Annotated in this window: 22 protein-coding genes; 10 read left to right on the top strand and 12 right to left on the bottom strand. The window is 61.6% G+C overall.

Translation table 11 applies throughout. The features are described from left to right. Window positions 1–17: 17 nt before the first annotated feature. The 3 genes from ABIE16_RS08300 to ABIE16_RS08310 form a co-directional block, all read right to left on the bottom strand. Window positions 18–2,507 carry a TonB-dependent siderophore receptor gene (locus tag ABIE16_RS08300; protein WP_429520868.1) on the bottom strand — a complete coding sequence of 830 codons (2,490 nt, stop codon included), beginning with the start codon at window positions 2,505–2,507 and terminating at the stop codon, window positions 18–20. A gap of 99 nt (window positions 2,508–2,606) precedes the next feature. Beyond that, window positions 2,607–3,590, bottom strand: a complete 984-nt coding sequence (locus tag ABIE16_RS08305; protein WP_429520869.1) for a FecR domain-containing protein — start codon at window positions 3,588–3,590, stop codon at window positions 2,607–2,609. After that, on the bottom strand, window positions 3,587–4,111 hold the full coding sequence (locus ABIE16_RS08310; RefSeq protein WP_150814632.1) for a sigma-70 family RNA polymerase sigma factor: 525 nt from the start codon (window positions 4,109–4,111) through the stop codon (window positions 3,587–3,589). Before ABIE16_RS08310 ends, ABIE16_RS08305 begins: the two co-directional genes overlap by 4 nt. Before the next feature lie 291 nt (window positions 4,112–4,402). Between ABIE16_RS08310 and ABIE16_RS08315 the strand changes: the two genes are divergently transcribed. From ABIE16_RS08315 to ABIE16_RS08340, 6 genes are all read left to right on the top strand, one after another. Further along, window positions 4,403–4,651 carry a hypothetical protein gene (locus ABIE16_RS08315; protein WP_057715047.1) on the top strand — a complete coding sequence of 83 codons (249 nt, stop codon included), beginning with the start codon at window positions 4,403–4,405 and terminating at the stop codon, window positions 4,649–4,651. Continuing rightward, window positions 4,651–5,805 carry an NnrS family protein gene (locus ABIE16_RS08320; protein WP_218498222.1) on the top strand — a complete coding sequence of 385 codons (1,155 nt, stop codon included), beginning with the start codon at window positions 4,651–4,653 and terminating at the stop codon, window positions 5,803–5,805. The genes ABIE16_RS08315 and ABIE16_RS08320 overlap by 1 nt, the downstream gene beginning before the upstream one ends. 230 nt (window positions 5,806–6,035) lie before the next feature. Next, window positions 6,036–6,491 (top strand): (2Fe-2S)-binding protein, encoded by a 456-nt coding sequence (locus ABIE16_RS08325; protein WP_057715045.1) that lies wholly within the window; start codon window positions 6,036–6,038, stop codon window positions 6,489–6,491. Between the two features lie 25 nt (window positions 6,492–6,516). Further along, on the top strand, window positions 6,517–8,685 hold the full coding sequence (locus ABIE16_RS08330) for a molybdopterin cofactor-binding domain-containing protein (RefSeq protein ID WP_429520870.1): 2,169 nt from the start codon (window positions 6,517–6,519) through the stop codon (window positions 8,683–8,685). Window position 8,686: 1 nt separating this feature from the next. Then, window positions 8,687–9,268: a hypothetical protein gene (locus tag ABIE16_RS08335; RefSeq protein WP_223502159.1), complete on the top strand. Its 582-nt coding sequence runs from the start codon at window positions 8,687–8,689 to the stop codon at window positions 9,266–9,268. Between the two features lie 74 nt (window positions 9,269–9,342). Continuing rightward, entirely contained in the window at window positions 9,343–9,924 is a 582-nt protein-coding gene (locus tag ABIE16_RS08340; RefSeq protein ID WP_223502160.1) for a GGDEF domain-containing protein, read from the top strand. Between the two features lie 103 nt (window positions 9,925–10,027). On the opposite strand, the gene ABIE16_RS08345 is transcribed toward ABIE16_RS08340, so the two are convergent. Next, window positions 10,028–10,453 carry a VOC family protein gene (locus ABIE16_RS08345; RefSeq protein WP_223502161.1) on the bottom strand — a complete coding sequence of 142 codons (426 nt, stop codon included), beginning with the start codon at window positions 10,451–10,453 and terminating at the stop codon, window positions 10,028–10,030. A 112-nt stretch (window positions 10,454–10,565) separates the two neighbouring features. On the opposite strand from ABIE16_RS08345, the gene ABIE16_RS08350 reads away from it, so the two are divergent. Next, on the top strand, window positions 10,566–11,432 hold the full coding sequence (locus ABIE16_RS08350; protein ID WP_429520871.1) for a LysR family transcriptional regulator: 867 nt from the start codon (window positions 10,566–10,568) through the stop codon (window positions 11,430–11,432). 178 nt (window positions 11,433–11,610) lie between these two features. Here ABIE16_RS08350 and fabI read toward each other — a convergent pair whose 3' ends face one another. From fabI to gloB, 8 genes are all read right to left on the bottom strand, one after another. Next, entirely contained in the window at window positions 11,611–12,405 is a 795-nt protein-coding gene (fabI, locus tag ABIE16_RS08355; RefSeq protein WP_057715039.1) for an enoyl-ACP reductase FabI, read from the bottom strand. Between the two features lie 19 nt (window positions 12,406–12,424). Then, the gene (locus ABIE16_RS08360) at window positions 12,425–14,035 is read right to left on the bottom strand and encodes an ABC transporter ATP-binding protein (protein WP_429520872.1); all 1,611 of its coding nucleotides are present in this window, start codon (window positions 14,033–14,035) and stop codon (window positions 12,425–12,427) included. 1 nt (window position 14,036) lies between these two features. Continuing rightward, window positions 14,037–15,056: an ABC transporter permease gene (locus ABIE16_RS08365; protein ID WP_218498219.1), complete on the bottom strand. Its 1,020-nt coding sequence runs from the start codon at window positions 15,054–15,056 to the stop codon at window positions 14,037–14,039. A 1-nt stretch (window position 15,057) separates the two neighbouring features. Continuing rightward, complete coding sequence (locus tag ABIE16_RS08370) at window positions 15,058–16,131, bottom strand: microcin C ABC transporter permease YejB (RefSeq protein ID WP_007979116.1); 1,074 nt, start codon at window positions 16,129–16,131, stop codon at window positions 15,058–15,060. Between the two features lie 4 nt (window positions 16,132–16,135). After that, window positions 16,136–17,977, bottom strand: coding sequence for an extracellular solute-binding protein (locus ABIE16_RS08375; RefSeq protein ID WP_429520873.1), 1,842 nt, complete (start codon window positions 17,975–17,977; stop codon window positions 16,136–16,138). Beyond that, window positions 17,974–19,794, bottom strand: coding sequence for an extracellular solute-binding protein (locus ABIE16_RS08380; RefSeq protein ID WP_429521155.1), 1,821 nt, complete (start codon window positions 19,792–19,794; stop codon window positions 17,974–17,976). Before ABIE16_RS08380 ends, ABIE16_RS08375 begins: the two co-directional genes overlap by 4 nt. A gap of 223 nt (window positions 19,795–20,017) precedes the next feature. Then, window positions 20,018–21,448: a transglycosylase SLT domain-containing protein gene (locus ABIE16_RS08385; RefSeq protein ID WP_057715033.1), complete on the bottom strand. Its 1,431-nt coding sequence runs from the start codon at window positions 21,446–21,448 to the stop codon at window positions 20,018–20,020. A gap of 99 nt (window positions 21,449–21,547) precedes the next feature. Further along, window positions 21,548–22,315, bottom strand: a complete 768-nt coding sequence (gloB, locus tag ABIE16_RS08390) for a hydroxyacylglutathione hydrolase (protein WP_057715032.1) — start codon at window positions 22,313–22,315, stop codon at window positions 21,548–21,550. Window positions 22,316–22,380: 65 nt separating this feature from the next. Here gloB and ABIE16_RS08395 point away from each other — a divergent pair, with 65 nt between their 5' ends. The 3 genes from ABIE16_RS08395 (at window position 22,381) to dnaQ (ending at window position 24,656) form a co-directional block, all read left to right on the top strand. Then, the gene (locus ABIE16_RS08395; protein ID WP_007988453.1) at window positions 22,381–23,139 is read left to right on the top strand and encodes a class I SAM-dependent methyltransferase; all 759 of its coding nucleotides are present in this window, start codon (window positions 22,381–22,383) and stop codon (window positions 23,137–23,139) included. Between the two features lie 92 nt (window positions 23,140–23,231). Next, the gene (rnhA, locus tag ABIE16_RS08400) at window positions 23,232–23,684 is read left to right on the top strand and encodes a ribonuclease HI (RefSeq protein WP_007979123.1); all 453 of its coding nucleotides are present in this window, start codon (window positions 23,232–23,234) and stop codon (window positions 23,682–23,684) included. A 213-nt stretch (window positions 23,685–23,897) separates the two neighbouring features. After that, window positions 23,898–24,656 (top strand): DNA polymerase III subunit epsilon, encoded by a 759-nt coding sequence (gene dnaQ, locus ABIE16_RS08405; RefSeq protein ID WP_046037200.1) that lies wholly within the window; start codon window positions 23,898–23,900, stop codon window positions 24,654–24,656. Window positions 24,657–24,689 lie beyond the last annotated feature (33 nt).

Below are 24,689 nucleotides of genomic sequence, written 5' to 3' on the forward strand. Positions count from 1 at the left end.
CCCGTTTCAGGCCACGATCAGAACGCCCATCGGGTGGTCAGTTGTACGGCGCGCGGTTCGCCATAAAACCCGGTGCCAAAGTTGCCAAGCCCGGTGTAGTAGGTTTTATCGAACAGGTTCTTCACATTCAGTGTGGTGCTCAGGTGCTCGTTGAAGCGATAGCGCGCCATCGCGTCCACCAGGGCGTAACCGGGCTGGGTGATCGTCGTGTACTGACCGAAGTTCACCGTATCGGCGGGGTCGGGACGGAACACATTGCCAAAGAATTCGCTTTGCCAGTTCACGCCTGCACCGACGGTGAGCCTGTCCCAGGGGCCAGGCAGGCGGTAGGTGCTGAATACTCGCACCACCTGTTCCGGTGCAGTGGTTTGCAGCACCGAACCGTAGACGTAATCACCCTTGGCATCGCGGGTGTGGTTATAGGTGTAGCCGGCCGACAGGTTCCAGCCGTCCCGCAACTCGCCGGCCAGTTCGATCTCGAAGCCTTTGGTGGTGGCGCCCTGGACGGCGCGGTACACCGACTCGGTATCAACGCCGCTGACATACTCGGCGATGTTGTCCTGTTCGATGCGGTACAGGGCGAACCTGGCGTTCAGGCGCCCGTCGAAGTATTCAGCCTTGATGCCCGCTTCAAGACTTTTGCCTTGTACCGGATCGAGCAGTCGCCGGTTGGCGTCCTTGCTCATTTGCGGCTGATAGATGCTGGTGTAACTGGTGTACACCGACCAGATGTCGTCGAAATCATAGACAAGCCCGGCATAAGGCGTGACGACACCGCTCTGGCGATAGCTGTCGCGCAGGTCGGCGGTGTGCGGGTCGCTGTAATCCAGGTCGTCGTGCCCCGAGAAGTCGCTGACACGCGTACCGAGGATCAGCGCCAGGTCATCGACGGGCTTGAGCCGGGTGGCCAGGTAGGCACCGGTCTGGCGCTGGACAATGTCGTCGGTGCCCACCCGTGGGATCCCGGGTTTCGCAAACTCGCCGCGCCAGTCGAAGATGCTGCCGTCCACTGGCGGGTACACCGAACCGTATACCGGTATGTCCTGGCGCGTGCTCATTGACATGAAACCGACGATCAGTTCGTGATCGCCACCCCATAGGGTGAATGGACCGGTCAGGTTGACGTCGATGTTGTCCTGAACCTGATCACCCTCGAACTTGCCCATGTACATGAACATGCCGTTACCGCTGACCGGGTCCGGGTTGCCGCCACTGGCGGAGGCGAGGAAGGTATCGTGCTGGCGGTGTTTGCGGTCGTAACTGACCTTGAGTGCCCAATCGTTGACCAGTTGCTGCTGCACGGAGGCGAACACCGTCTGGTTGGTGAAGTCGCGACGGCTCCAGTCGGTGGCCGGGTTGAAGGAACGGGAGAAATCGGTGCGCGAGCCGTCGCTGTAGTACATCGGGAAACCGGTCCAGCTGGCGCCCCGGGAACGGGTGTCTTGCTGGTCGATACCGACGGTGACAAGGGTGTCCGGGGTCAAGTCGGCTTCGACAATGCCGTAGGCGATGTCCTTGGTGCTGCGGTAGTGATCGGCGTAGGCGCTGCGGTCCTGGTGGACCCCGACCAGACGCCCGCGGACATTTGCGCTGGCGCTCAGCGGGCCGGAGATATCGCCTTCGCTGCGATAGTTGTCCCATGAGCCGACGGTGCCGGTGACCGAGGCTTTGAATGCCGGGGTCGGGCGCTTGCGAATCAGATTGACGGTTGCCGAGGGATCCCCCGCCCCGGTCATCAGGCCGGTCGCGCCTTTGATGATCTCAACGCGGTCGTAGGGTGCCATGTCGGTGCTCGAGGTGCCGTAGTCGTAGACACCGTCGTAGTCGGTATTGACGCCGTCGTACTGGAAATTGGTGATCGGCAAGCCACGACTGGAAAATTCCCAGCGTTCGCTGTCGTAGTTTTGCACGCTGATGCCAGGAGTGCGGCGCAGGACATCGACAATGCTGGTGGCCCCCTGGTCGTCCATGAGTTGGCGGGTGATGACCGTGACCGATTGCGGTGTTTCGCGCAGGGACAGCGGCAGACCAGTGGCTGAAGACGTCGAGCCGACGGTGTAGGCGCGGGAGTCTTCGCTGATCGTCCCGGGTGCCTGCCCGGAAATGTTCGTCGCACCCAGTTCCAGTGCCTCTTGTGTCAAGGCTGTGGCCTGCAGCACGTAGCTGCCGGTGCCCTGGCGTTGCGCTTGCAGGCCACTGCCTTGCAGCAGTCGTTGCAACGCTTGCTGCTGGCTGTAGACACCGTCAAGACCAAGGCTGCGTTTGCCGGCCGCGAGGTCATTGTGTCCGGCGAGAAAAATCCCGGCCTGTTCGGCAAAGCGGTTGAGGACGCTCACCAGCGATCCGGCCGCGATGGTGTAATGGCGTGCCTGGCTGTCGGGTTGTTCGCTGTTGACGAGGGGGGCGGCTTGAGTCCGCGACACATCCAGGCCCGGCAAGACAACCGCCAGCGCCAGCACCAGCGGATGCAAGGCGAAGCGGTTGCGGGTAACGGTGGCGCGCGGCATGGGGTTCCCGGGAGTCGGATCAATCGGCAATCGAGGTGCTTGAAGGGTTAACCGGACGAAAAAGGCCAAAGGGAACCGGCGGGACAGAAAAAACCGTCATCAGGCTTTTGGGCCGACGTTGACCCACCAGTCCAGCGGCTTCTGCACCCGTACCGGCAATGCCGCTTCCAGCAGGCGCAAGGCCTGATCGGTGTCCTTGAGCGGGAACGAACCCATGACCGGCAGCCCGGCCACCGCCGGGTCGCAGCCCAGATGCCCGTGACGGTACTGGCTCAGCTCCTGGAGCAATTGGCCCAACGGCAGGTTGTCTGCCAGCAGCAGGCCACGGCGCCAGGCTTCACGAGTCGCCGTGGCGGCGGTCGGTGTCGGAATGTGGTTTTCGCTGAATGCCACTTGGCGTCCCGCTTCCACCACCTGAACCTGGCCTTGGGCAGTCCGGACTTCAACGGCGCCTTCGTAGACGTTGAGCACTGTCTGCCGATCCTCCTGGCGCACACTGAAGTGCGTGCCCAGCGCGCGCATCCGGCCCTGGGCGGTGTGCACCAGCAGCGGGCGGTGGCTGTCTTTGGCGGTATCGATCAACACCTCCCCAAGCCGCAACAGCAGCAGTCGTTGTGTGCTGTCGAACCGAACATTCAGCGCGCTCAACGCATTGAGCCAGATCTGGCTGCCATCGCTGAGCCGGGTTTCGCGGGTTTCGCCGGTGCCGGTGGAGAGGTCGGCGCGCCAGCGAACCAGGGTGGGCGCCAAGGCGGTTTCCTCCCAGGCACTCCACCCCAGCAAACCTCCTGACACCAGAACCAGCAGACTCTTCACGGTGTGGCGGCGACTGATGGCGGCACGTTCGGTGTTGCGCAGTACATGGCTGACCGCTTGCGGATGATCGTTCTGCAAGGCGGCAAAGCGCTGGCCAACCCGCTCGACATAACGCCAGGCAGCCTGATGCTCGCTACTTTGCGTCAGCCAGGCTTGCCAGTGCTGGTGGTCTTGTTCCCCGGCCTGTTGGTCGTTGAGTTGGACATACCATTGCGCAGCTTGTTCGAGACTGGCATGGCTGATGGCGTTCGATGCGGTCTGTGTCATTGAATCAGCAGGCCATCGAGTTCTGCTTCGAGCATGGCGCAATGCATCAATGCCTGGGCCAGGTACTTCTTCACCATGCGCTCACACACGCCAATTTCTTCGGCGATGGCGCGGTAGGGCAACCCCTGCAACTGAGCCAACACGAACGCATCACGTACCCGTTGGGGCAAGCGTTGCAACATGGCGTCCACTTCATACAGGGTTTCGACGATGATCGCCCGCTGCTCTGGCGAAGGGTGAACGGCTTGGGGCTGCGCCGCGAGGGTGTCCAGCCAGGCCTGTTCAAGTTGCCGACGACGCCAGTGATCGATACACAAGCCTCGGGCGATGGTCGCCAGATACGAACGTTCGTGGGTTTCGCCGTCGAACACCTGAGGGCGCTTGAGCACACGGATGAAGGTGTCATGGGCCAGGTCGGCAGCATCAAACGCGTTGTTCAGACGCCGGCGCAGCAGCGCGTGCAACCAGCGGTGATGCGTGGCGTAGAGGGTCTGGACGCAGGAGGAATCGGCAACCGTCATCGTGAGCGCATGTCCATGGGCGGTTCGCGTCCTTGTGTAAATAAGAATTGATCGCGATTAAATCAAATGGCCCATGTCTGTGCAAATGATATTGGTTTGCTTTTAGGTTGATTGAATCGTGTCTGGATGACGTTGTTGTCGTAATGACTCTTGATGTTGTCATAAGGACAATGTCGGGGTTGAGTCAAATTGACTTCGTTGATCTGGAGGTGCCGGTTTACAAGGGCTCATGAGCTGGCACGGAACATGAAACATCAAACGTACAACTGAGCGGCTACAGGCGTACGGAAAATGTCCCATTTCTTCAGCAACCCTCAAAACGTTCTGCATCTCTCCAGTCGTGTACTCGGCGTTGGCCTGGTCATGTTTTTCGCCGGAGTCTACGGCGCCTATCTCTACGCAGGCCACCTGTCGATTGGCGCCCTGGTGTCGATGCACGCCATGACCATCCTCGGCCCGACCCTGCTGAAAATCGGCTATGTCATGCGGCTGCTGTCGCAGTACGGGCTGAGCCAAACTCCGGCCAGGGTGGTGGCGTGATGCGTGGAATCGCTGCTGCACCTGTTTTCTCCCTCGGCTTTCGCCCGTTTTTTCTGGCGGGTGCCGGGTTCGCGGCCATCGCGGTGGCGGTCTGGGCGTTGTGGTTGTACGGTCGACTCCCCGGCGCACAACCAATGGGTGGCATGCTCGCCTGGCATCGCCATGAAATGCCGTTTGGTTTTACCGCGGCCATCATTGCCGGGTTTCTGTTGACGGCGGTACCTAACTGGACCGGCCGGCCAGGGCTCAATGGGTGGCCGCTGATCGGGCTGGTGCTGGTATGGCTGATCGCTCGGCTGGCCTGGTTGATGCCGATGCCCGCCATCCTGTTGCTGGCCTTGCAAGTCCCCTTTCTGCCGCTGCTGGCGTGTGTGCTGGGACGGGATTTGATCGCCGCCGGCAAGCGGGAAAATTATCCGGTTTTACTGATGGTCACGTTGTTGGCAGGCTGTCAGGCGCTGACGTTGCTGGGTATTTTCAATGAAGACGTGAATCTGCAGCGGCATGGCGTGCTGGCCGCTTTATGGCTGGTGGGCGCGCTGATGAGCGTGATCGGCGGGCGGGTGATTCCGTTCTTCATCCAGCGCGGTTTGAACCGTCCCGCAACGCCTGCGGCTCATCCGTTGCCGGGCAAGGTGTTGCTGATCAGCGCGATGCTGGCGGCGGTGTCTTTTGCCGCCGGTTTGAATGACGCCCCACGCGTGTGGCTGGCGCTGCTGTTTGCGTTGATCAGCGGTTTGCATCTGCTGCGATTGTGGCGCTGGCATGATCGCGGTCTGTGGCGCGTGCCGCTGCTGTGGTCGCTGTACCTGGCTTACACCTGGCTCGCGGTGGCGACGCTGGCCATGGCGCTGTGGCACCTGGGCTGGATGCCGCAGCAAAGCCTGGCCACCCATTCGCTGGCCGTCGGTGGCATCGGCGGGTTGGTTCTGGCGATGATTGCCCGGGTCAGTCTGGGTCACACCGGGCGCTTGTTGCAGCCGTCAAAGGTGATCGTTGCGGGGTTTGCCCTGTTGTTGCTGGCGGGTGTGTCACGGGTGTTGCTGGTGCCGTTTTCCGGGTGGGGATTGGGAATGTCGGCGCTGCTTTGGTGTATGGCATTCGGGCTGTTTCTGTCGCGTTACACCGGTATTTTGTTCAGGCCGAGGGTGTAGGAGCGAAGCTTGCTCGCGACGGACGTCAACGATAACGCGCCCTGTCTGAATGACCGCGTTGTACTGACGTTTTTCGCGAGCAAGCTCGCTCCTGCAGGTGACCGGTGGTCGATGCGCCTCGGCCTGCCGGCAATTTTGCGCTTAGCTGAAGGGTAACTCGAGGCGCGTGCAGGTTTTACAAGGCCGCAGCGACGCCCCTTCAGATCACCCTGAGTCTGAGGAACCGCGCCATGCTGACCCTGAACATCAATGGCCAGGATCAGGAGCTGGATGTCCCCGCCGACATGCCGCTGCTCTGGGTCTTGCGCGATGTCGCCCACCTCACCGGCACCAAATTCGGCTGCGGCATCGCCCAATGCGGGGCCTGCACCGTGCACGTCGATGGCGCACCGCTGCGCTCGTGCATCACACCGGCCACGGCCGTGGCCCATGGGCAAAAGATTCTCACCATCGAAGGCCTTTCCGCGGATGGTTCGCACCCGGTCCAACAGGCCTGGGCGGAACTTGACGTGGTCCAGTGTGGCTACTGTCAGTCCGGGCAGATCATGTCGGCGGCCGCATTGCTGGCGAAAATTCCGAAACCGACCGACAGCGACATCGATCAGGCGCTGTCCGGGAACATCTGCCGTTGCGGCACTTACCCGAGGATCCGCGCGGCGGTCAAACGCGCCGCCGAGCTGGGTTGAGGCCGGGTTGAAGGGAGCTTGCGCCATGAACAGCATCAACGCGTTATCGCGTCGTGGTTTCCTCAAGGGCAGTGCCATGCTGGGCGGCGGGCTGGTGGTCGCGTTTGCCATGCCCGGTGCCCACCGTTTCGCCATGGGCGCGGAAAACCAGGGCAACGTGTTTGCGCTCAATGCCTTCCTGCGTATTGGCAACGACAACAGTGTCACCGTATTGCTGGGGCACTCGGAAATGGGCCAGGGCATCTGGACCGGCCTGACCATGCTGATCGCCGAAGAACTGGACGCCGACTGGACGAAAATCCGCGTCGAGCATGCACCGGCTTCGGCCGCCGATTACGGCCTGCCTGGTTTTGGCGGGATGCAAATCACCGGCGGCTCGACCTCGACCTGGATGGAGTTCGACCGCTATCGCCAGGCCGGCGCGGCGGCGCGTTTGATGTTGATCGACGCAGCGGCCAAGCGTTTCAACGTCGCGCCGTCCGAGATTCATACCGAATCGGGGGTGGTCATGGCCGGTGAGCACCGTGCCACCTACGGCGAACTGGCCGATGAGGCAGGGCAATTGCCACGGCCAGACCCGGCCTCGATCAAACTCAAGGACGCAAAGGACTGGAAGCTGATCGGCAAACCCACCCAGCGTCTGGACACTCCGGAAAAAATCACCGGCCGGGCGAAGTTCGGCATGGACGTGCAGTTTGACGGGCTGATGACTGCGATGGTCGCCCGTTCGCCCACCTTCGGCGGTAGCGTCAAATCCTTTGAAGGCGCCGAAGCGCTGGCGATTCCGGGTGTGCACAAAGTGGTGCAAGTGCCGACCGGCATCGCGGTGATTGCCGATCATTTTTGGGCGGCGAAGCTGGGGCGCGATGCGCTGAAAATCGAGTGGAATCCGGGGCCGAACGCCGGGCTCGACAGCCAGGCGTTGCTGGAGAACTTCCGCAAACTCGCCACCACCCCTGGCCTGAACGCAGGCCAGGCGGGGGATACCCAGGTTGCGCTGGCGAAAGCGGCCAAGAAGATCGACGTTGAATACAGCGTGCCTTACCTGGCACACGCACCGATGGAGCCACTGAACTGCACGGTGAGCATCACCAAGGACAAATGCGAAATCTGGACTGGCACCCAGTTCCAGACCCTGGACCAAATGGTCGCCGGGAAAATCACCGGGCTCAAACCCGAACAGGTCGAGATCCATACCGAGTTTCTCGGTGGCGGCTTTGGGCGCCGGGCCAATCCGACGTCGGATTTCGTCAGCGAAGCGGTGTATGTCGCCAAGGCTGCCGGTGCACCGGTGAAAACCGTGTGGGCGCGGGAGGACGACATCCGCGGCGGCTATTACCGCTCGGCGTTCCTGCACCATGCGCGTATCGGGCTGGGCGCTGACGGCCTGCCACTGGCCTGGAAGCATGTGATGGTCGGCCAGTCGATCATGGCCGGGACCTCGCTTGAAGCGAGCATGGTGAAGGACGGGATCGACAAGACCTCCGTCGAAGGCGTGGCGGACAGCCCCTACCTCGAAGGGTTGGCCAATCACCAGATTGAACTGCATTCACCGCAGACCGGCATCAGCGTGTTGTGGTTGCGTTCGGTGGGGCACACCCACACCGCGTTTGTCATGGAGTCGCTGATCGATGAACTGGCCACGGCGGCCGGCAAGGATCCGGTGGAATATCGGCGCACCTTGCTCAAGGACCATCCGCGCCATCTCGGTGTGCTGAACCTCGCGGTGCAGAAGGCCAACTGGACGGCGCCACTGCCGGACGGCCATGCCCTGGGTGTGGCGGTGCATGAGTCGTTCGGCAGCTACGTGGCCCAGGTGGCCGAGGTGTCCCAGGACAACCTCGCCATCCGCGTGCACCGGGTGGTGTGCGCGGTGGATTGCGGCATTGCGGTCAACCCGCAGAGCATCGCCGCGCAGATGGAGTCGTGCATTACCTTTGGCCTCAGCTTCGCCTTGCACAGCAAGCTGACACTCAAGGACGGGCAGGTGGTGCAGTCCAACTATCACGACTATCGGGTGCTGCGGCTCAACGAAATGCCGGTGGTCGAAGTGCATATCGTGCCCAGCAGCGACAAACCCGGTGGTATCGGCGAAGCCGGTGTGCCACCCATGGCGCCAGCGGTGGCCAACGCGGTGTTTGCCCTGACCGGGCAGCGCCTGCGGGAGCTGCCCTTGCAGCTGGCGGGGGTGTGAGATGAAACGACATCACTGGTTGCTTGGGGCGGTGATCCTGGTCTGTCTCATCGCCTACGCATCGCACGTGTTCGCCGATGACCGCGAGGCCTTGCAGGCGTTCGACACCGTGCAGAAGGTCTTCCAGAGCCCCCGTTGCCAGAACTGCCATATTCCTGGGGATTCGCCGCTGCAATTTGATGGCGGCGTGCCCCACGCCATGAATGTCGTGCGTGGCATGGACGGCAAGGGTTCGGCCGGGTTGCCCTGTGCAACCTGCCATGCGCAAAGCAATCCGCCGGCCAGTTACGGCCCCCACGCACCACCGGGTGCGCCGCACTGGAGTTTGCCACCGGCCGCGCACCGCATGGCCTGGATCGGCCTGCCGGCCGACCGGCTGTGCGCGATGATCAAGGATCGCTCCAGCAACGGCGATCGGGATTTTGCCGCGCTGATCAAGCACGTCAGCGACGACAAGCTGGTGCTGTGGGGCTGGAACCCCGGCGGCAATCGCGCGCCGGTGCCGGTGCCCCACGATATTTTCGTCGCCCGGTTCAAGCGCTGGGCCGATGCGGGAGGACCGTGCCCGGTGGCAGGTAGCTGACCAGCGGCACGCTTACAGGGAGTCAATGTGGGTACGGGCGACTCTAACGTACATACCCGCCAAGGGAGTGAACGATGTTGATCTCAGGCAAAACAGGTAAACCGGGCCAATCAGCCAACCCGTTGCTCACGCCACAGCAAGAACGTGAACGGTTGCGCGAACTGGCTCGCCAGGCCGAACAAGAACTGGCAGGAGTGCAGATGGCGAGCATGGACGAGCTGACGCTGCTGTCCAATCGCCATGGTTTCACCGCATTGGCCCAACTCGGGCTGGACGCCTGCCGACAACTGGAGACGCCGGCGACACTGCTGTACCTCAGCCTCGATGAATTCAAGCTCATCTGCTATCTGTATGGCCGGGCCAAAGGTGACGATGCGCTCAAGACGTTCGCCGATGTCCTGCGGATCGGCTTTCGTGAAAACGATGTGGTCGGCCGACTCGACGGCGACCGGTTCGTGGCGCTGCTGACCGGGTCCAGTGCCGTTGAGATTGAGGCGATCAAGGTGCGACTCAATGAGATACTCGATGAGCGCAACGCCACGGCGCATCGCAGTTATGACATTCGGTTCAGCGTTACCCAGGTCGAATACAACCCCGCTGTTCATGACTCGATCGAGGAACTGCTGGAGGAGGCCGAGCGTGTGATGAGCCGTTAGGGCGGTGTTGTATTTGCGGGCCTCTTCGCGAGCAGGATTTATGGACGCCACAAATCCACTGTGGGAGCGAGCTTGCTCGCGATGGCGTCCCGACAGGCAACGCCTACTTGGCAAACAACTGCCCAATATCCTTGAACGCCTTGAACTCCAGCGCATTCCCGCAAGGATCAAACAGAAACATCGTCGCCTGTTCACCCACCAGCCCCTGAAAACGAATCCCCGGTTCGATCACGAAGCGTGTCTCCAGCGACTTCAGCCGCTCGGCCAGCGCCTCCCACTCGGCCATCTCGAGCACCACGCCAAAATGCGGCACCGGCACATCGTGACCATCCACGGCATTGGTGTGCGCGGCTTCTTGCGTGGGGTTTTTCGGTGCCAGGTGAATCACCAGTTGATGGCCGAAAAAATTGAAATCCACCCATTGATCGCTTGAGCGGCCTTCTTCCAGGCCAAACACTGAACCATAGAAATGTCGGGCGGCCGGCAAGTCGTAGACCGGAATGGCCAGGTGAAAAGGGGACAGTTGCATCAGGCGAACCTCGGTGTGGGTGGGAATGTGTCGAGTTTAGCCCTGTGCTTTTTGATTGAAAGACGATAATTTTTGCATCGAGCTCAAATTATTTCGATCAATCGAGGCCGCCATGCTGCGCGAACTGAAAACCTTTATCGCGGTGGCGCGTTACGGCACGTTCGCGGCAGCGGGCATGCACATCGGCCTGACGCAGTCGGCGGTCAGCGCGCAGATTCGCAACCTGGAACAAGCCCTTGGCATCCGTCTGTTCGACCGCACCGGCCGCCAGGCGTTGCTCAACGCGGCGGGGCAACGTGCGTTGCCGATGGCCAGGGAAATGCTCGAGACCTTCAGCCGCATGGCCGTCAGCGACGATGTCAGTGAGTACCGTGGCGAACTGAGAATCGGCGCAGTGGCGACCGCTCAGACCGGGCTGCTGCCCCAGGCGCTGCTGCGCTTGCGCCAACAGGCGCCCTTGCTGGAGCCCAAGCTGGTGCCCGGTGTATCGCTGAACCTGTTGAGTCAGGTCGACACGGGAGAAGTGGACCTGGCGATCCTGATCAAGCCGCCGTTTGAGTTGCCAAAGGAATTGTCTGCGCAGGTCATTCGCCGGGAACCGTTCGTGCTGATCGTACCGGCGGACCTGGGCGGCGATGATCCGCTGCAACTGCTCGCCGAGCACCCTCATGTGCGCTACGACCGCAATTCGTTTGGCGGGCGGCTGGTGACGCGGTTTCTGCGCGAACAGAAGATCGAGGTGCACGTGGCGCTGGAGCTGGATGAACTGGAGGCCATTGTCAAAATGGTCGAGTGTGGGTTGGGGGTTTCGTTGTTGCCGGAGGCGGGGCTGTGGCTGGAGCATGGGGCGGGGGTGCGGATCGTCCCGCTGGGCGAACTGACCTTCCATCGGGAGATCGTGCTGTTGCAGCGCTATAGCCAGCGGATGCAGCCGATTCAGCAGTTGTTTGCCAAATGCCTGACGCCGATAGCTGACTGAACATGATCCCCTGTGGGAGCGAGCTTGCTCGCGATATCGGACTGACATTCACCATTGATGTCGACTGACAGGCCGTAATCGCGAGCAAGCTCGCTCCCACAGGGGGGCTGTGTTTGTCCGGGAAATCGCAGGCATAAAAAACCCGCCAAAAGCGGCGGGTTTTTTGGCTGACCGAAGATTACTCTTCGATGCTGCCCATGGCCGTGGTGTTGAAGCCACCGTCCACGTACATGATTTCACCGCTGATGCCGGACGCCAGGTCCGAGCACAGGAAGGCGCCGGCGTTGCCGACTTCTTCGATGGTGACGTTGCGGCGCAGCGGGGTTTGCGCTTCGTTGGCGGCCAGCATCTTGCGGAAGTTCTTGATGCCGGAAGCGGCGAGGGTGCGGATCGGACCTGCCGATACACAGTTGACGCGAGTACCGTCCGGGCCCAGGGAGCCGGCCAGGTAACGTACACCAGCTTCCAGGGAAGCCTTGGCCATGCCCATGACGTTGTAGTTCGGCATGGTGCGCTCGGCGCCCAGGTACGACAGGGTCAGCAGGCTGCCGTTGCGGCCTTTCATCATTTCGCGGCCAGCCTTGGCCAGGGCCACGAAGCTGTAGGCGCTGATGTCGTGGGAGATGCGGAAACCTTCGCGGGTGGTGGCTTCGGTGAAGTCGCCGTCCAGTTGGTCGCCCGGGGCGAAGCCGACGGAGTGCACGATGCAGTCCAGGCCGTCCCACTTCTTGCTCAGCTCTTCGAAGACCTTGGCGATTTCTTCATCGCTGGCCACGTCGCACGGGAAGCACAGCTCAGGGCTCGAACCCCAGCCTTGTGCGAACTCTTCGACACGACCCTTGAGTTTGTCGTTCTGATAAGTGAAGGCAAGCTCAGCGCCCTCGCGATGCATGGCGGCAGCGATGCCGGATGCGATGGACAGCTTGCTGGCGACACCGACGATCAGTACGCGCTTACCGGCGAGAAAACCCATGTGTTGCTCCTCTTTCAGGTTATTGCGCAGTAGCCGGGGCCAAAAAAGCGGCTTCCAGCAACTGCTGTGTATACGGATGTTGGGGGGCGGCAAAAATGCTCTGCGCGTCTCCCTGTTCGACCACTTGGCCATGCTTGACCACCATCAACTGGTGGCTCAGCGCTTTCACCACAGCCAGGTCATGGCTGATAAACAGATACGTCAGGTTGTACTTGGTTTGCAGTGAACGCAAAAGCTCCACTACCTGGCGTTGTACCGTGCGGTCGAGGGCCGAAGTCGGCTCGTCCAGCAAAATCAACGCCGGTTTTAACACCAATGCCCGGGCAATGGCGATTCTCTGCCGTTGCCCGCCGGAAAATTCGTGGGGGTAGCGGTGCCGGGTTTCCGGGTCCAGACCTACCTCCTTGAGTGCCGCAATGATCGCTTGTTCCTGTTCCGCCTCGGTGCCCATCTTGTGGATCCGCAGGCCCTCGCCAACGATCTGGCTCACGCACATCCGCGGGCTCAGGCTGCCGAACGGGTCCTGAAACACCACTTGCATCTCCCGTCGCAGCGGCCTGACCTGTTGCTGCGTCAGGCAGTCTAGCTGCTGGCCTTCAAAGCGGATGGCGCCCTTGCTGGCGATCAACCGCAAAATCGCCAGGCCCAGGGTCGATTTGCCGGAACCGCTTTCTCCCACTATCCCCAGGGTCTGGCCCTGGGGCAGGCTGAAATTGATGCCGTCGACCGCCTTGACGTAATCCACCGTGCGCTTGAGCAGGCCTTTCTTGATCGGAAACCAGACTTTGAGGTCCTCGACCGCCAGCAACGGCGGGCCGATCACGTTGCTTGCAGGCTTGCCGCCGGGCTCCGCTGCCAGCAGTTCCCGAGTGTACGGATGCTGCGGCGCGCGGAACAGTTCTTCGCACGATGCCTGTTCGACGATGCAACCTTGCTGCATGACACATACGCGATGCGCAATTCTTCGCACAAGGTTCAAATCATGGCTGATCAGCAGCAGGGCCATGCCCAATCGGGCCTGCAATTCCTTGAGCAATTCGAGGATTTTCAGCTGAACGGTCACGTCCAGCGCGGTGGTCGGCTCGTCGGCGATCAGCAGTTCCGGCTCGTTGGCCAGGGCCATGGCGATCATCACCCGCTGACGCTGGCCGCCGGACAATTCGTGGGGCAGGGCCTTGAGTCGCTTGTGCGGCTCGGGGATGCCGACCATCTCCAGCAGCTCCAGGGTGCGTTTGGTCGCGACCTTGCCGGTCATGCCCTTGTGGATGCCCAGCACTTCGTTGATCTGCTTCTCGATCGAGTGCAGGGGATTGAGCGAGGTCATCGGCTCCTGGAAGATCATCGCAATCCGGTTGCCGCGAATGTGGCGGATGGTTTTTTCTTTCAGGTCCAGCAGGTTCTGCCCGGAATACAAGATGGTGCCGGACGGATGCCGGGCGAGCGGGTAGGGCAGCAGGCGCAGGATCGAGTGTGCGGTGACCGACTTGCCGGAACCGCTCTCGCCGACCAACGCCAGGGTTTCACCGCGCTTGATGTCGAAGCTGACGCCTTCGACCGCTCGCTGGCAGCGATTGCCGACGACAAAATTGACGGACAGGTCGCGCACTTCGATCAGATTGTGCTGATTCATTTCACTTCCTCGGGTCGAAGGCATCGCGAGCGGACTCGCCGATGAACACCAGCAGACTCAACATCAAGGCCAGCACCACAAAGGCGCTGATGCCCAGCCACGGCGCCTGCAGGTTGGATTTGCCCTGGGCCACCAGTTCACCCAGGGACGGGCTGCCCGCCGGCAAGCCGAAGCCGAGGAAGTCCAGGGCGGTCAGCGTACCGATGGCGCCGGTGAGGATGAACGGCATGAAGGTCATGGTCGAGACCATCGCGTTGGGCAGGATGTGACGGAACATGATCGCGCCGTTCTGCATGCCCAGGGCGCGCGCGGCGCGCACGTATTCCAGGTTGCGCCCGCGCAGGAACTCGGCGCGCACCACGTCGACCAGGCTCATCCATGAGAACAGCAGCATGATCCCCAGCAACCACCAGAAGTTGGGCTGCACGAAACTGGCAAGGATGATCAGCAGGTACAGCACCGGCAATCCGGACCAGATTTCCAGGAAGCGCTGCCCGGCCAGATCCACCCAGCCGCCGTAGAAACCCTGCAAGGCTCCGGCGATCACGCCGATGATCGAGCTGAGCACGGTCAGGGTCAGGGCGAACAGCACCGAAATGCGGAAACCGTAGATCACCCGGGCCAGCACGTCGCGGCCTTGATCGTCGGTGCCCAGCAGGTTGTCCGTCGAGGGCGGGGCCGGGGCCGGGACTTTCAGGTCGTAGTTGATGCTCTGGTAGCTGTAGGGAATCGGCGCCCACAGCACCCAGGCGTCCTTGGCCTTGAGCAGTTCGCGGATGTACGGACTCTTGTAGTTCGCCTCTAGCGGAAATTCGCCGCCGAAGGTGGTTTCCGGGTAGCGTTTGAGCGCCGGGAAGTACCAGTTGTTGTCGTAGTGCACCACCAGCGGCTTGTCGTTGGCGATCAACTCGGCACCCAGGCTTGCGCCGAACAGGATCAGGAACAGCCACAGCGACCACCAGCCACGCTTGTTGGCCTTGAACAGTTCGAAGCGGCGGCGATTGAGAGGGGACAGGTTCATCTCAATGCTCCCGGCTTTCGAAGTCGATGCGCGGATCGACAAAGGTGTAGGTGAGGTCGCCGATCAGTTTCACCACCAGCCCGAGCAGGGTGAAGATGAACAGCGTGCCGAACACCACCGGGTAATCGCGGTTGATCGCCGCCTCGAAACTCATCAGGCCGAGGCCGTCGAGGGAGAAGATCACCTCCACCAGCAACGAGCCGGTGAAGAAGATGCCGATGAAGGCCGAAGGAAACCCGGCGATCACCAGCAGCATGGCGTTGCGGAACACGTGGCCGTACAGCACGCGGTGGTTGGTCAGGCCCTTGGCCCTGGCGGTGATCACGTACTGCTTGTTGATCTCGTCGAGGAAGCTGTTTTTGGTCAGCAGGGTCATGGTCGCGAAGTTACCAATCACAAGCGCGGTCACCGGCAGCGCCAGGTGCCAGAAGTAGTCGAGGATCTTGCCGCCCATGCTCAGTTCATCGAAGTTGTTCGAGGTCAGCCCGCGCAAGGGGAACCAGTCCAGGTAACTGCCGCCGGCGAACACCACGATCAACAGGATGGCGAACAGGAACGCCGGGATCGCGTAGCCGACGATGATCGCCGAGCTGGTCCAGACGTCGAAGTGGCTGCCGTGCCGCGTGGCCTTGGCGATCCCCAGCGGGATCGACACCAGGTACATGATCAGCGTGCTCCACAGCCCGAGGGAGATCGACACCGGCATCTTTTCCTTGATCAGGTCGATGACCTTGGCGTCGCGGAAGAAGCTGTCGCCGAAATCCAGGGATGCATAGTTCTTGACCATGATCCACAAGCGTTCCGGCGCCGATTTGTCGAAGCCGTACATGTGCTCGATTTCCTTGATCAGCGCCGGGTCCAGGCCCTGGGCGCCGCGATAGGCCGAGCCTGCCACCGAGACTTCGGCACCACCGCCGGCGATGCGGCTGGTGGCGCCCTCGAAGCCTTCGAGCTTGGCGATCATCTGCTCCACCGGCCCACCGGGGGCCGCCTGGATGATCACGAAGTTGATCAGCAGAATGCCGAACAGGGTCGGAATGATGAGCAACAGTCGCCGAAAAATGTACGCCAGCATCTGATTACTCCGTGCCCGCAGGATCGGCCTGCAGTGTGGTTTCGACTTCTATTGCCGGCTTGATGTCCGGCTTGACCCACCAGGTGGCCGTGCCGATATCGTATTTAGGCGAGACCTTGGGATGGCCGATGTGGTTCCAGTAGGCCACGCGCCAGGTCTTGATGTGCCAGTTGGGTATTACGTAATAGCCCCATTGCAGAACGCGGTCCAGCGCGCGGGCGTGGGCGACCAGGCTGTTGCGCGAATCGGCGTTGATCAGTTGCTCGACCAGTTGATCGACCACCGGATCCTTCAGGCCCATGGAGTTGCGGCTGCCGGGCTTGTCGGCGGCGTCCGACATCCAGAATTCCCGTTGTTCGTTACCCGGCGAGTTGGACTGCGGGAAGCTGCCGACGATCATGTCGAAGTCCCGGGAACGCACGCGGTTGATGTACTGCGAGACGTCGACCCGGCGGATCACCAGATCGATGCCCAGGTCGCTCAGGTTGCGTTTGAACGGCAGCAGCACCCGTTCGAATTCGGTCTGGGCCAACAGGAACTCGATGACCACCGGCTTGCCGGTGGCGTCGACCATCTTGTCATCGACGATGCGCCAGCCGGCCTCCTGCAGCAATTGATAGGCTTGCCGTTGCTGGGCGCGGATCATGCCGCTGCCGTCGGTGGTCGGGTTCTGGAAGGCTTCGTTGAACACCTGCGGCGCCAGCTTGCTACGGAACGGTTCGAGGATCGCCACCTGATCGGTGTCAGGCAGGCCGGTGGCGGCCATTTCCGAGTTCTCGAAATAACTGCGGGTACGCGCGTAGGCACCGTTGAACAGTTGCTTGTTGGTCCATTCGAAATCCAGCAACAGCGACAAGGCCTGGCGCACCCGCACATCCTGGAACACCGGGCGGCGCATATTGAACACGAACCCCTGCATGCCGGTGGGATTGCCGTTGGGAATCTGTTCCTTGACCAGTCGACCTTCGGTGACCGCCGCAATGTTGTAGGCGTTGGCCCAGTTCTTCGCGGTCATTTCCAGCCAGTAGTCGAACTGCCCGGCCTTGAGCGCTTCCAGGGCGACGGTGTTGTCGCGGTAGTAGTCGGTGGTCATCACGTCGAAGTTGTAGAAACCGCGATTGACCGGCAGGTCCTTGCCCCAGTAGTCCTTGACCCGCTCGTATCGCACCGAGCGTCCGGCTTTCACTTCGCCGACTTTGTACGGGCCACTGCCCAGCGGAATTTCCAGGTTGCCCTTGTTGAAGTCGCGATCGGCCCACCAGTGCTTTGGCAGTACCGGCAACTGGCCGAGGATCAGCGGCAGTTCGCGGTTGTTGGTGTGCTTGAACTTGAACAGTACGGTGAGCGGGTCTTCGGCGATCACTTCGGCCACATCGCTGTAGTAGCCGCGGTACATCGGCGCGCCGTCCTTGGTCAGCATCTGGAAGCTGAACATCACGTCCTCGGCGCGAATCGGATGGCCGTCATGGAAGCGTGCCTCCGGGCGCAGGTAGAAGCGCACCCAGGCGTTGTCCGGGGCTTTCTCGATCAGGCGGGCGATCAAGCCGTACTCGGTGAACGGCTCGTCCAGGCCTTGCTTGGCCAGGGTGTCGTAGATCATGCCGATATCGTCCGCCGGCACGCCTTTGCTGATGAAGGGGTTAAGGCTGTCGAAGCCGCCGAAACCGGCCTGGCGGAAAATCCCGCCCTTGGGCGCGTCCGGGTTGACGTAGTCGAAGTGTTTGAAATCGGCCGGGTATTTCGGCGGTTCGTTATACAGGGTCACGGCATGTTGCGGGGCGGCGCAGGCCAGCCCGGCGAACAGCAGACCGCTGGCCTGCAGGAGCAGGGCACGGATGGGTTTCATTGATCTTTCTCCGAAGATTTCAGCCACCACGCGTTCAGGCCCAGGGTGTAGGGCGGCGTGGTGACGAAGGCGAGCCGGTTGCGGTACCCCAGGCGGTGATAATTGAGGTACCAGTTGGGAACGATGTAGTGCTGCCACAGCAGCACGCGGTCGAGGGCCTTGCCGGCGGCGACCTGTTCATCGCGGGTCCGGGCGGCCAGCAACTGTTCGAGCAAATGGTCGACCACCGGGTTGGCAATGCCGGCGTAGTTCTTGCTGCCCTTGACCCCGGCCTGGCTGGAGTGAAAGTACTGCCATTGTTCCAGGCCCGGGCTGAGCGTCTGGTTGAGGGTCATCAGAATCATGTCGAAATCGAACTGGTCGAGGCGCTGCTTGTATTGCGCGCGATCGACCGTGCGCAGCCGCGCGTCGATGCCGATGCTGGCCAGGTTCTCGACGTAAGGTTGGAGGATGCGTTCCAGGTTCGGGTTGACCAGCAGCAGTTCCAGGCGCAGCGGCTGCCCGGCAGTGTTTTGCAGGCGCTGGCCATTGAGCTTCCAGCCGGCTTCGGCGAGCAGGCCGAGGGCTTTGCGCAGGGTCTCCCGGGGGGTGCCGCGGCCATCGGTCTGCGGCAGGCTGAACGGCTCGGTAAAGAGCCTGGCCGGCAGTTGCTCGCGATAGGGCTTGAGCAACAGCCATTCATGTCCGACCGGCAAACCGCTGGCCGAGAACTCGCTGTTGGGGTAATAGCTCATGGCGCGTTGGTAGGCGCCGCCGAACAGCGAGCGGTTGGTCCATTCAAAGTTGAACATCAGCCCCAGCGCTTCACGGACCTTGGTGTCCGAGAAAGCCGGACGGCGGCTGTTCATGAACAGGCCCTGGGTCTGGGTCGGGATCTGATGGGGAATCTGCGTCTTGATCACCTCGCCGCGGCGTACGGCGGGGAAGTTGTAGCCGGTGTCCCAGTTCTTCGCCTGGTGCTCGATATAGATGTCGAATTCACCGGCCTTGAACGCCTCGAACGCCACGACGCTGTCGCGGTAGAACTCGACTTCCATGCGGTCGAAGTTGTACTTGCCGCGATTGACCGGCAGGTCTTTGCCCCAGTAGTCCTTGACCCGTTCGAAGACGATCTGTCGTCCTGGCGTGACCGAGGTGATGCGATACGGCCCGCTGCCCAGCGGCGGCTCGAAAGTGGTGGCCTTGAAGTCGCGGCCTTTCCAGTAGTGCTGCGCGAGCACCGGCATTTCACCCAGGCGCAGGATCAGCAGCGGATTGCCGGCACGCTTGAACACGAAACGGATGCGCTGCGGGTTGAGGATGTCGACCCGCGACACTTCCTGAAGGCTGGTGCGGTACAGCGGATGGCCTTCCTTGAGCAACACGCGATAGGAGAACGCGACGTCGTAGGCGGTGATCGGCGTGCCGTCATGGAAGCGTGCTTCGGGACGCAGGTTGAACACCACCCAGCTGCGGTTCTCGTTGTACTCCACCGACTGCGCAATCAGGCCGTAGCTGGACGCGGGCTCGTCACCCGAAGGTGCGTACTGCCCCGTGCCGACCATCAGCGGTTCATTGAGCTCGTTGATGCCGTATTGCAGGAAACTCGGCGTGGTGACCGGGCTGGTGCCCTTGAAGGTGTAGGGGTTGAGCGTGTCGAAGGTGCCAAACGCCATCACCCGCAAAGTACCGCCCTTGGGCGCTTGCGGGTTGACCCAGTCGAAGTGGGTAAATCGGGCCGGGTACTTGAGCGTGCCGAACTGCGCATAACCATGGCTTTCGCTGATCGTCGCGCTTGCGGTGGAGCTCAAGGCCAGGCTGATCAGGAGCAGGGGCAGGGGACGCTTCAAATAGGGGATCCGATCCAGGCGGCTTGGGCTTTGTGGACCGTACAGTAACAGCTTGTATGGACAGGAAAAAGACGGTGGGTGAATGCGCAATATCGGCGGGTCGCAATCTCTGTAGGAGCGAGCTTGCTCGCGAAGAGCCCGAGGGAGCGGTATTTATCCAGAATGCCCGCGTTATCATTGGCGACTTTCGCGAGCAGGCTCGCTCCTACAGTTAGTGCGGATTGGCCACCGTCAACATCTGACCAGGCTTGAGCGCCTGGCCGACACGCGGATTCCAGCGCTTGAGGTGCTGCATCTCTACGTTGAAGCGCTTGGCCACGATGTACAGCGAGTCGCCTTGCTGGACCTTGTACTTGGCCTGCTGCTTCTTGGTATTGGCCGCAATCACGGTGTTGACGCGCCCGGAGTTGCGTTTGCTGTTGTCCTGCATGACCAGGGTCTGGCCGGGCTTGAGGTTCTTGCCGCTCAGTTTGTTCCAGCGTTGCAGGTCCTTCACGTCAACGTTGTTGGCCTTGGCGATGGAACCGAGGTTGTCACCCCGCTTGACCCGATAGGAACGCTTGACGCTGGCGACCTGGCTGTCGTCGGCACCTTCGAAGACCGGCTTGAGCGATTTCTTGCTGATCAGTTCTTCAGGACGCATGGTCTGCAGGCTGCTGGTCAGCAATTGCGCCTTGGAGGTCGGCACCAGCAGATGTTGCGGGCCATCGAGGGTGGTGCGCTGCTTGAAGGCCGGGTTGAGCTGGAACAGTTCGTCTTCGTCGATGTTGGCAACTTCAGCAACCTTGGACAGGTCCATGCGCTGGTTGATTTCGACGACCTGGAAGTAGGGCTCGTTGGCGATCGGATTGAGGTTCACGCCGTAGGCTTCCGGCGCCATCACCACCTGTGACAGTGCCAGCAACTTTGGCACATAGGCCTGGGTTTCAGAGGGCAGCGGCAGGTTCCAGTAGTCGGTCGGCAGGCCGAGGCGTTCGTTGCGCTCAATGGCCCGGCTGACGGTGCCTTCGCCGGCGTTGTAGGCCGCCAGGGCCAGCATCCAGTCGCCGTTGAACATGTCGTGCAGGCGGGTCAGGTAATCCAGGGCGGCGGTGGTCGACGCGGTGATGTCGCGACGGCCATCATAGAAGCGGGTTTGACGCAGGTTGAAGTAACGCCCGGTGGACGGGATGAACTGCCAAAGACCCACCGCGTTGGCCCGGGAATAGGCCATCGGGTTGTAGGCGCTTTCGATCACTGGCAGCAGGGCCAGTTCCAGCGGCATGTTGCGTTCTTCAAGGCGTTCGACGATGTAGTGAATGTAGAGGCTGCCACGTTCGCCGGCGTTTTCGAGGAAAGATGGATTGCTGGCGAACCACAGGCGCTGTTGCTCGATGCGCGGGTTGACGCCCAGCCCGTCTTGCAGCTGGAAGCCCTGGCGCATGCGCTCCCAGACGTCCTGGGGAATTTGCGGGCTGGGTTTTTCGCTGAGCCAGATCGGCTTCTGCTTGGCGCGCGCGGCGATGTTCTGCGTGTGCGCCGCATCGGTCTGCGGCGCATGGCTGGAACAGCCCGCCAGGGTGGCGGACACAGCCACCGCAATGGCTTGAGCCAAGCGGGTCAATGCGTCTGAACTGATGGCTTTGCGAATAGGTGACGACATTGGCTGGAAGTAAGTTCCGGGCAAAAATGTCGGGCGATTCTAGGAAGCGCACCCTGCGCGGTCAACCTTTCAGAATTGTTGCAATCTTGATAGGCCCCTTTAGAACCTGTCTTTCCACGCCCGAAGCGCCGCAAAAACCATATCGGGCGCCGAGTTATCGGTGCCGGTCCGTTCGTCCGCTTTTTCTTTAACGGATGTTTCACCGGAGCGCAAAAACGGGTTTGTGAGCTTTTCCAGCGCCAGTGTCGACGGCAGCGTCATGATCCCGGATTCCCGTTGGCGGGTGACTTTGGCCAGGCGCTCGGCAGTGTGCGGGTTGTTCGGTTCGACGGCCGCGGCAAACTTCAGGTTGCCGAGGGTGTATTCGTGGGTGCAGTACACCAGCGTGTCTTCCGGCAACCCGGCCAGGCGTGTCAGCGAACTGTACATTTGCTGTGGCGTGCCTTCGAACAAGCGTCCGCAGCCGGCGGCAAACAGTGTGTCGCCGCAGAACAGCAAGCCGTGATGGTAATAGGCGATGTGCCCCAGGGTGTGGCCAGGGACCGCGAGGACGTCGAAGTCCCAGCCGAGCACGCAGACCTTGTCGTTGTCCTTTAGCGCAACGTCCCGCGCCGGGATCGTTTCGCTGGCCGGACCATAGACTTTCGCGTCCGTCGCTTTTTTCAGCTGTTCGACGCCGCCGACGTGGTCATGATGGTGATGAGTGATCAAAATATCACTCAGTACCCAGCCCGGATTGGCCGCAAGCCAGGCTTGTACGGGGCCGGCATCACCCGGGTCGACGACCGCGCAGCGCTTGCTGCCGTGGTCTTGTAACAACCAGATGTAGTTGTCGGTGAAGGCGGGCAGGGCAGTGATCTGTATCATCGTCGGATTCGCCAAGCGGAAAACATTGGCGCATCTTAGAACTTCCTGGCGCGTTGGAGAATGCAATGACTGATAAAGCGTTCGCACAAGCCGATCCTGACTGGCTGGCGTTGATCAGCGCCGCCCGCGAGTGGCTGGCCGGTCCCCTCGGGCAATTTCTGCTGGACGAAGAGCGGCGCATGCTCGAAGACGAGCTCGGGCGGTTCTTTGGTGGCTATCTGGTGCATTACGGTCCCTCGGCCCAGACTCCGCCGTCTGCCCCTCAGGTACAGCGCAATGTACGCCTTGGTGCGCCGTTGCCGGGGGTCGAGATCGTTTGTGAGGAGCAGGCCTGGCCGCTGAGCGAGCATGCTGCCGATGTGGTGGTGCTGCAGCATGGCCTGGATTTCTGCCTGTCGCCCCACGGCCTGCTTCGCGAGGCGGCAAGCAGCGTACGTCCCGGCGGGCATTTGCTGATCATTGGCATCAACCCCTGGAGCAGTTGGGGCCTGCGGCATGTGTTTGCCCAGGATGCGCTGCGCAAGGCGCGCTGCATTTCGCCGTCACGGGTCGCCGACTGGCTGAACCTGCTGGGTTTCGCGCTGGAGAAACGCCGCTTCGGGTGCTATCGTCCGCCGCTTGCGTCACCGGCGTGGCAGACCCGCCTGGCCGGTTGGGAGCGCAAGGCCGGTGACTGGCAACTGTCGGGCGGCGGCTTCTATTTATTGGTGGCGCGCAAGATCGTGGTGGGCTTGCGACCGGTCCGCCAGGAGCGGCGCGAACCGATGGGCAAGCTGATCCCGTTGCCGATGGCCAAGGTCAACCGACGCAACATCGAACCGTAATACACACTTTTCATTTGTGGCCGGGCATGTCCCGGCTTCGGGCGTCGTCGATCAGCGATCGGCGGGCCAGCGCATTTTCTGGATAGATTGGCATGAGCGATAGCGTAGAACTGTTCACCGACGGCGCCTGCAAAGGCAACCCTGGTCCTGGCGGCTGGGGCGCACTGCTGGTGTGCAAGGGCGTCGAAAAGGAACTCTGGGGCGGCGAAGCCAATACCACCAACAACCGCATGGAGCTGATGGGCGCGATCCGTGGCCTGGAGGAACTCAAGCGTCCCTGCGAGGTGTTGTTGGTGACCGACTCGCAGTACGTGATGAAAGGCATCAACGAGTGGATGGACAACTGGAAGAAGCGCGGCTGGAAAACCGCGGCGAAGGAACCGGTGAAAAACGCTGACCTGTGGAAGTTGCTCGACGAGCAGGTCAACCGTCACAAGGTCACCTGGAAATGGGTGCGCGGACACATTGGTCATCACGGCAACGAACGGGCCGACCAGTTGGCCAACCGTGGTGTGGATGAGGTGCGTGGGTACAAGCAGGGCTGATTCGGGTACTGCCGATGCACCGCGCCGTGGCCTTCGCGAGCAAGCCCGCTCCCACACTGGATTCGTGTCGTCCACAAAGTTGTGAGCCGACGCCGATTCAATATGGGAGCGGGCTTGCTCGCGAAGGCGGTGACTCGGTGTACCTGAAAGACCCCGGCGAGCGTGTTAACATCGCCGCTTTTGCACGATTGACCGATTGAGAGCTGAGCACTGATGGCCACCAGATCCGTTGTACTCGACACCGAAACCACCGGCATGCCGGTGACCGACGGCCACCGGATTATCGAAATCGGTTGTGTCGAGTTGATCGGCCGACGCCTGACAGGCCGGCACTTTCATGTGTACCTGCAACCCGATCGCGAAAGTGACGAGGGCGCGATCGGCGTCCACGGCATCACCAACGAATTCCTCGTGGGCAAGCCGCGTTTTGCCGAGGTGGCCGAAGAGTTCTTCGAGTTCATCAAGGGCGCGCAGCTGATCATCCATAACGCGGCGTTCGACGTTGGCTTCATCAACAACGAATTCGCCCTGATGGGCCAACAGGACCGCGCGGACATCACGCAGCACTGCTCGATCCTCGACACCCTGATGATGGCCCGGGAACGTCATCCGGGGCAGCGCAACAGCCTCGACGCCCTGTGCAAACGCTATGGCGTCGACAACTCCGGTCGTGAACTGCACGGCGCCTTGCTCGACTCCGAGATTCTTGCCGACGTCTACCTGACCATGACCGGGGGGCAGACCAGTCTGTCCCTGGCCGGCAACGCCTCCGATGGCAATGGCTCGGGTGAAGGGGCGGACAATTCGGCCACCGAGATTCGCCGTTTGCCGGCGGACCGTCAGCCGACGCGCATCATCCGCGCCAGTGAAGACGACCTGGCCCGCCACGCGGCGCGCCTGGAAATCATCGGCAAATCCGCTGGTGCCCCGGCGTTGTGGGTGCAGTTGGCCGAGGCTGAAGCGCAGGCATAACACCCTATTTGGCAGATACTCGCCACAGGGAAA

This window comes from Pseudomonas sp. 2725, from assembly GCF_050434585.1.
GTDB lineage: Bacteria > Pseudomonadota > Gammaproteobacteria > Pseudomonadales > Pseudomonadaceae > Aquipseudomonas > Aquipseudomonas jessenii.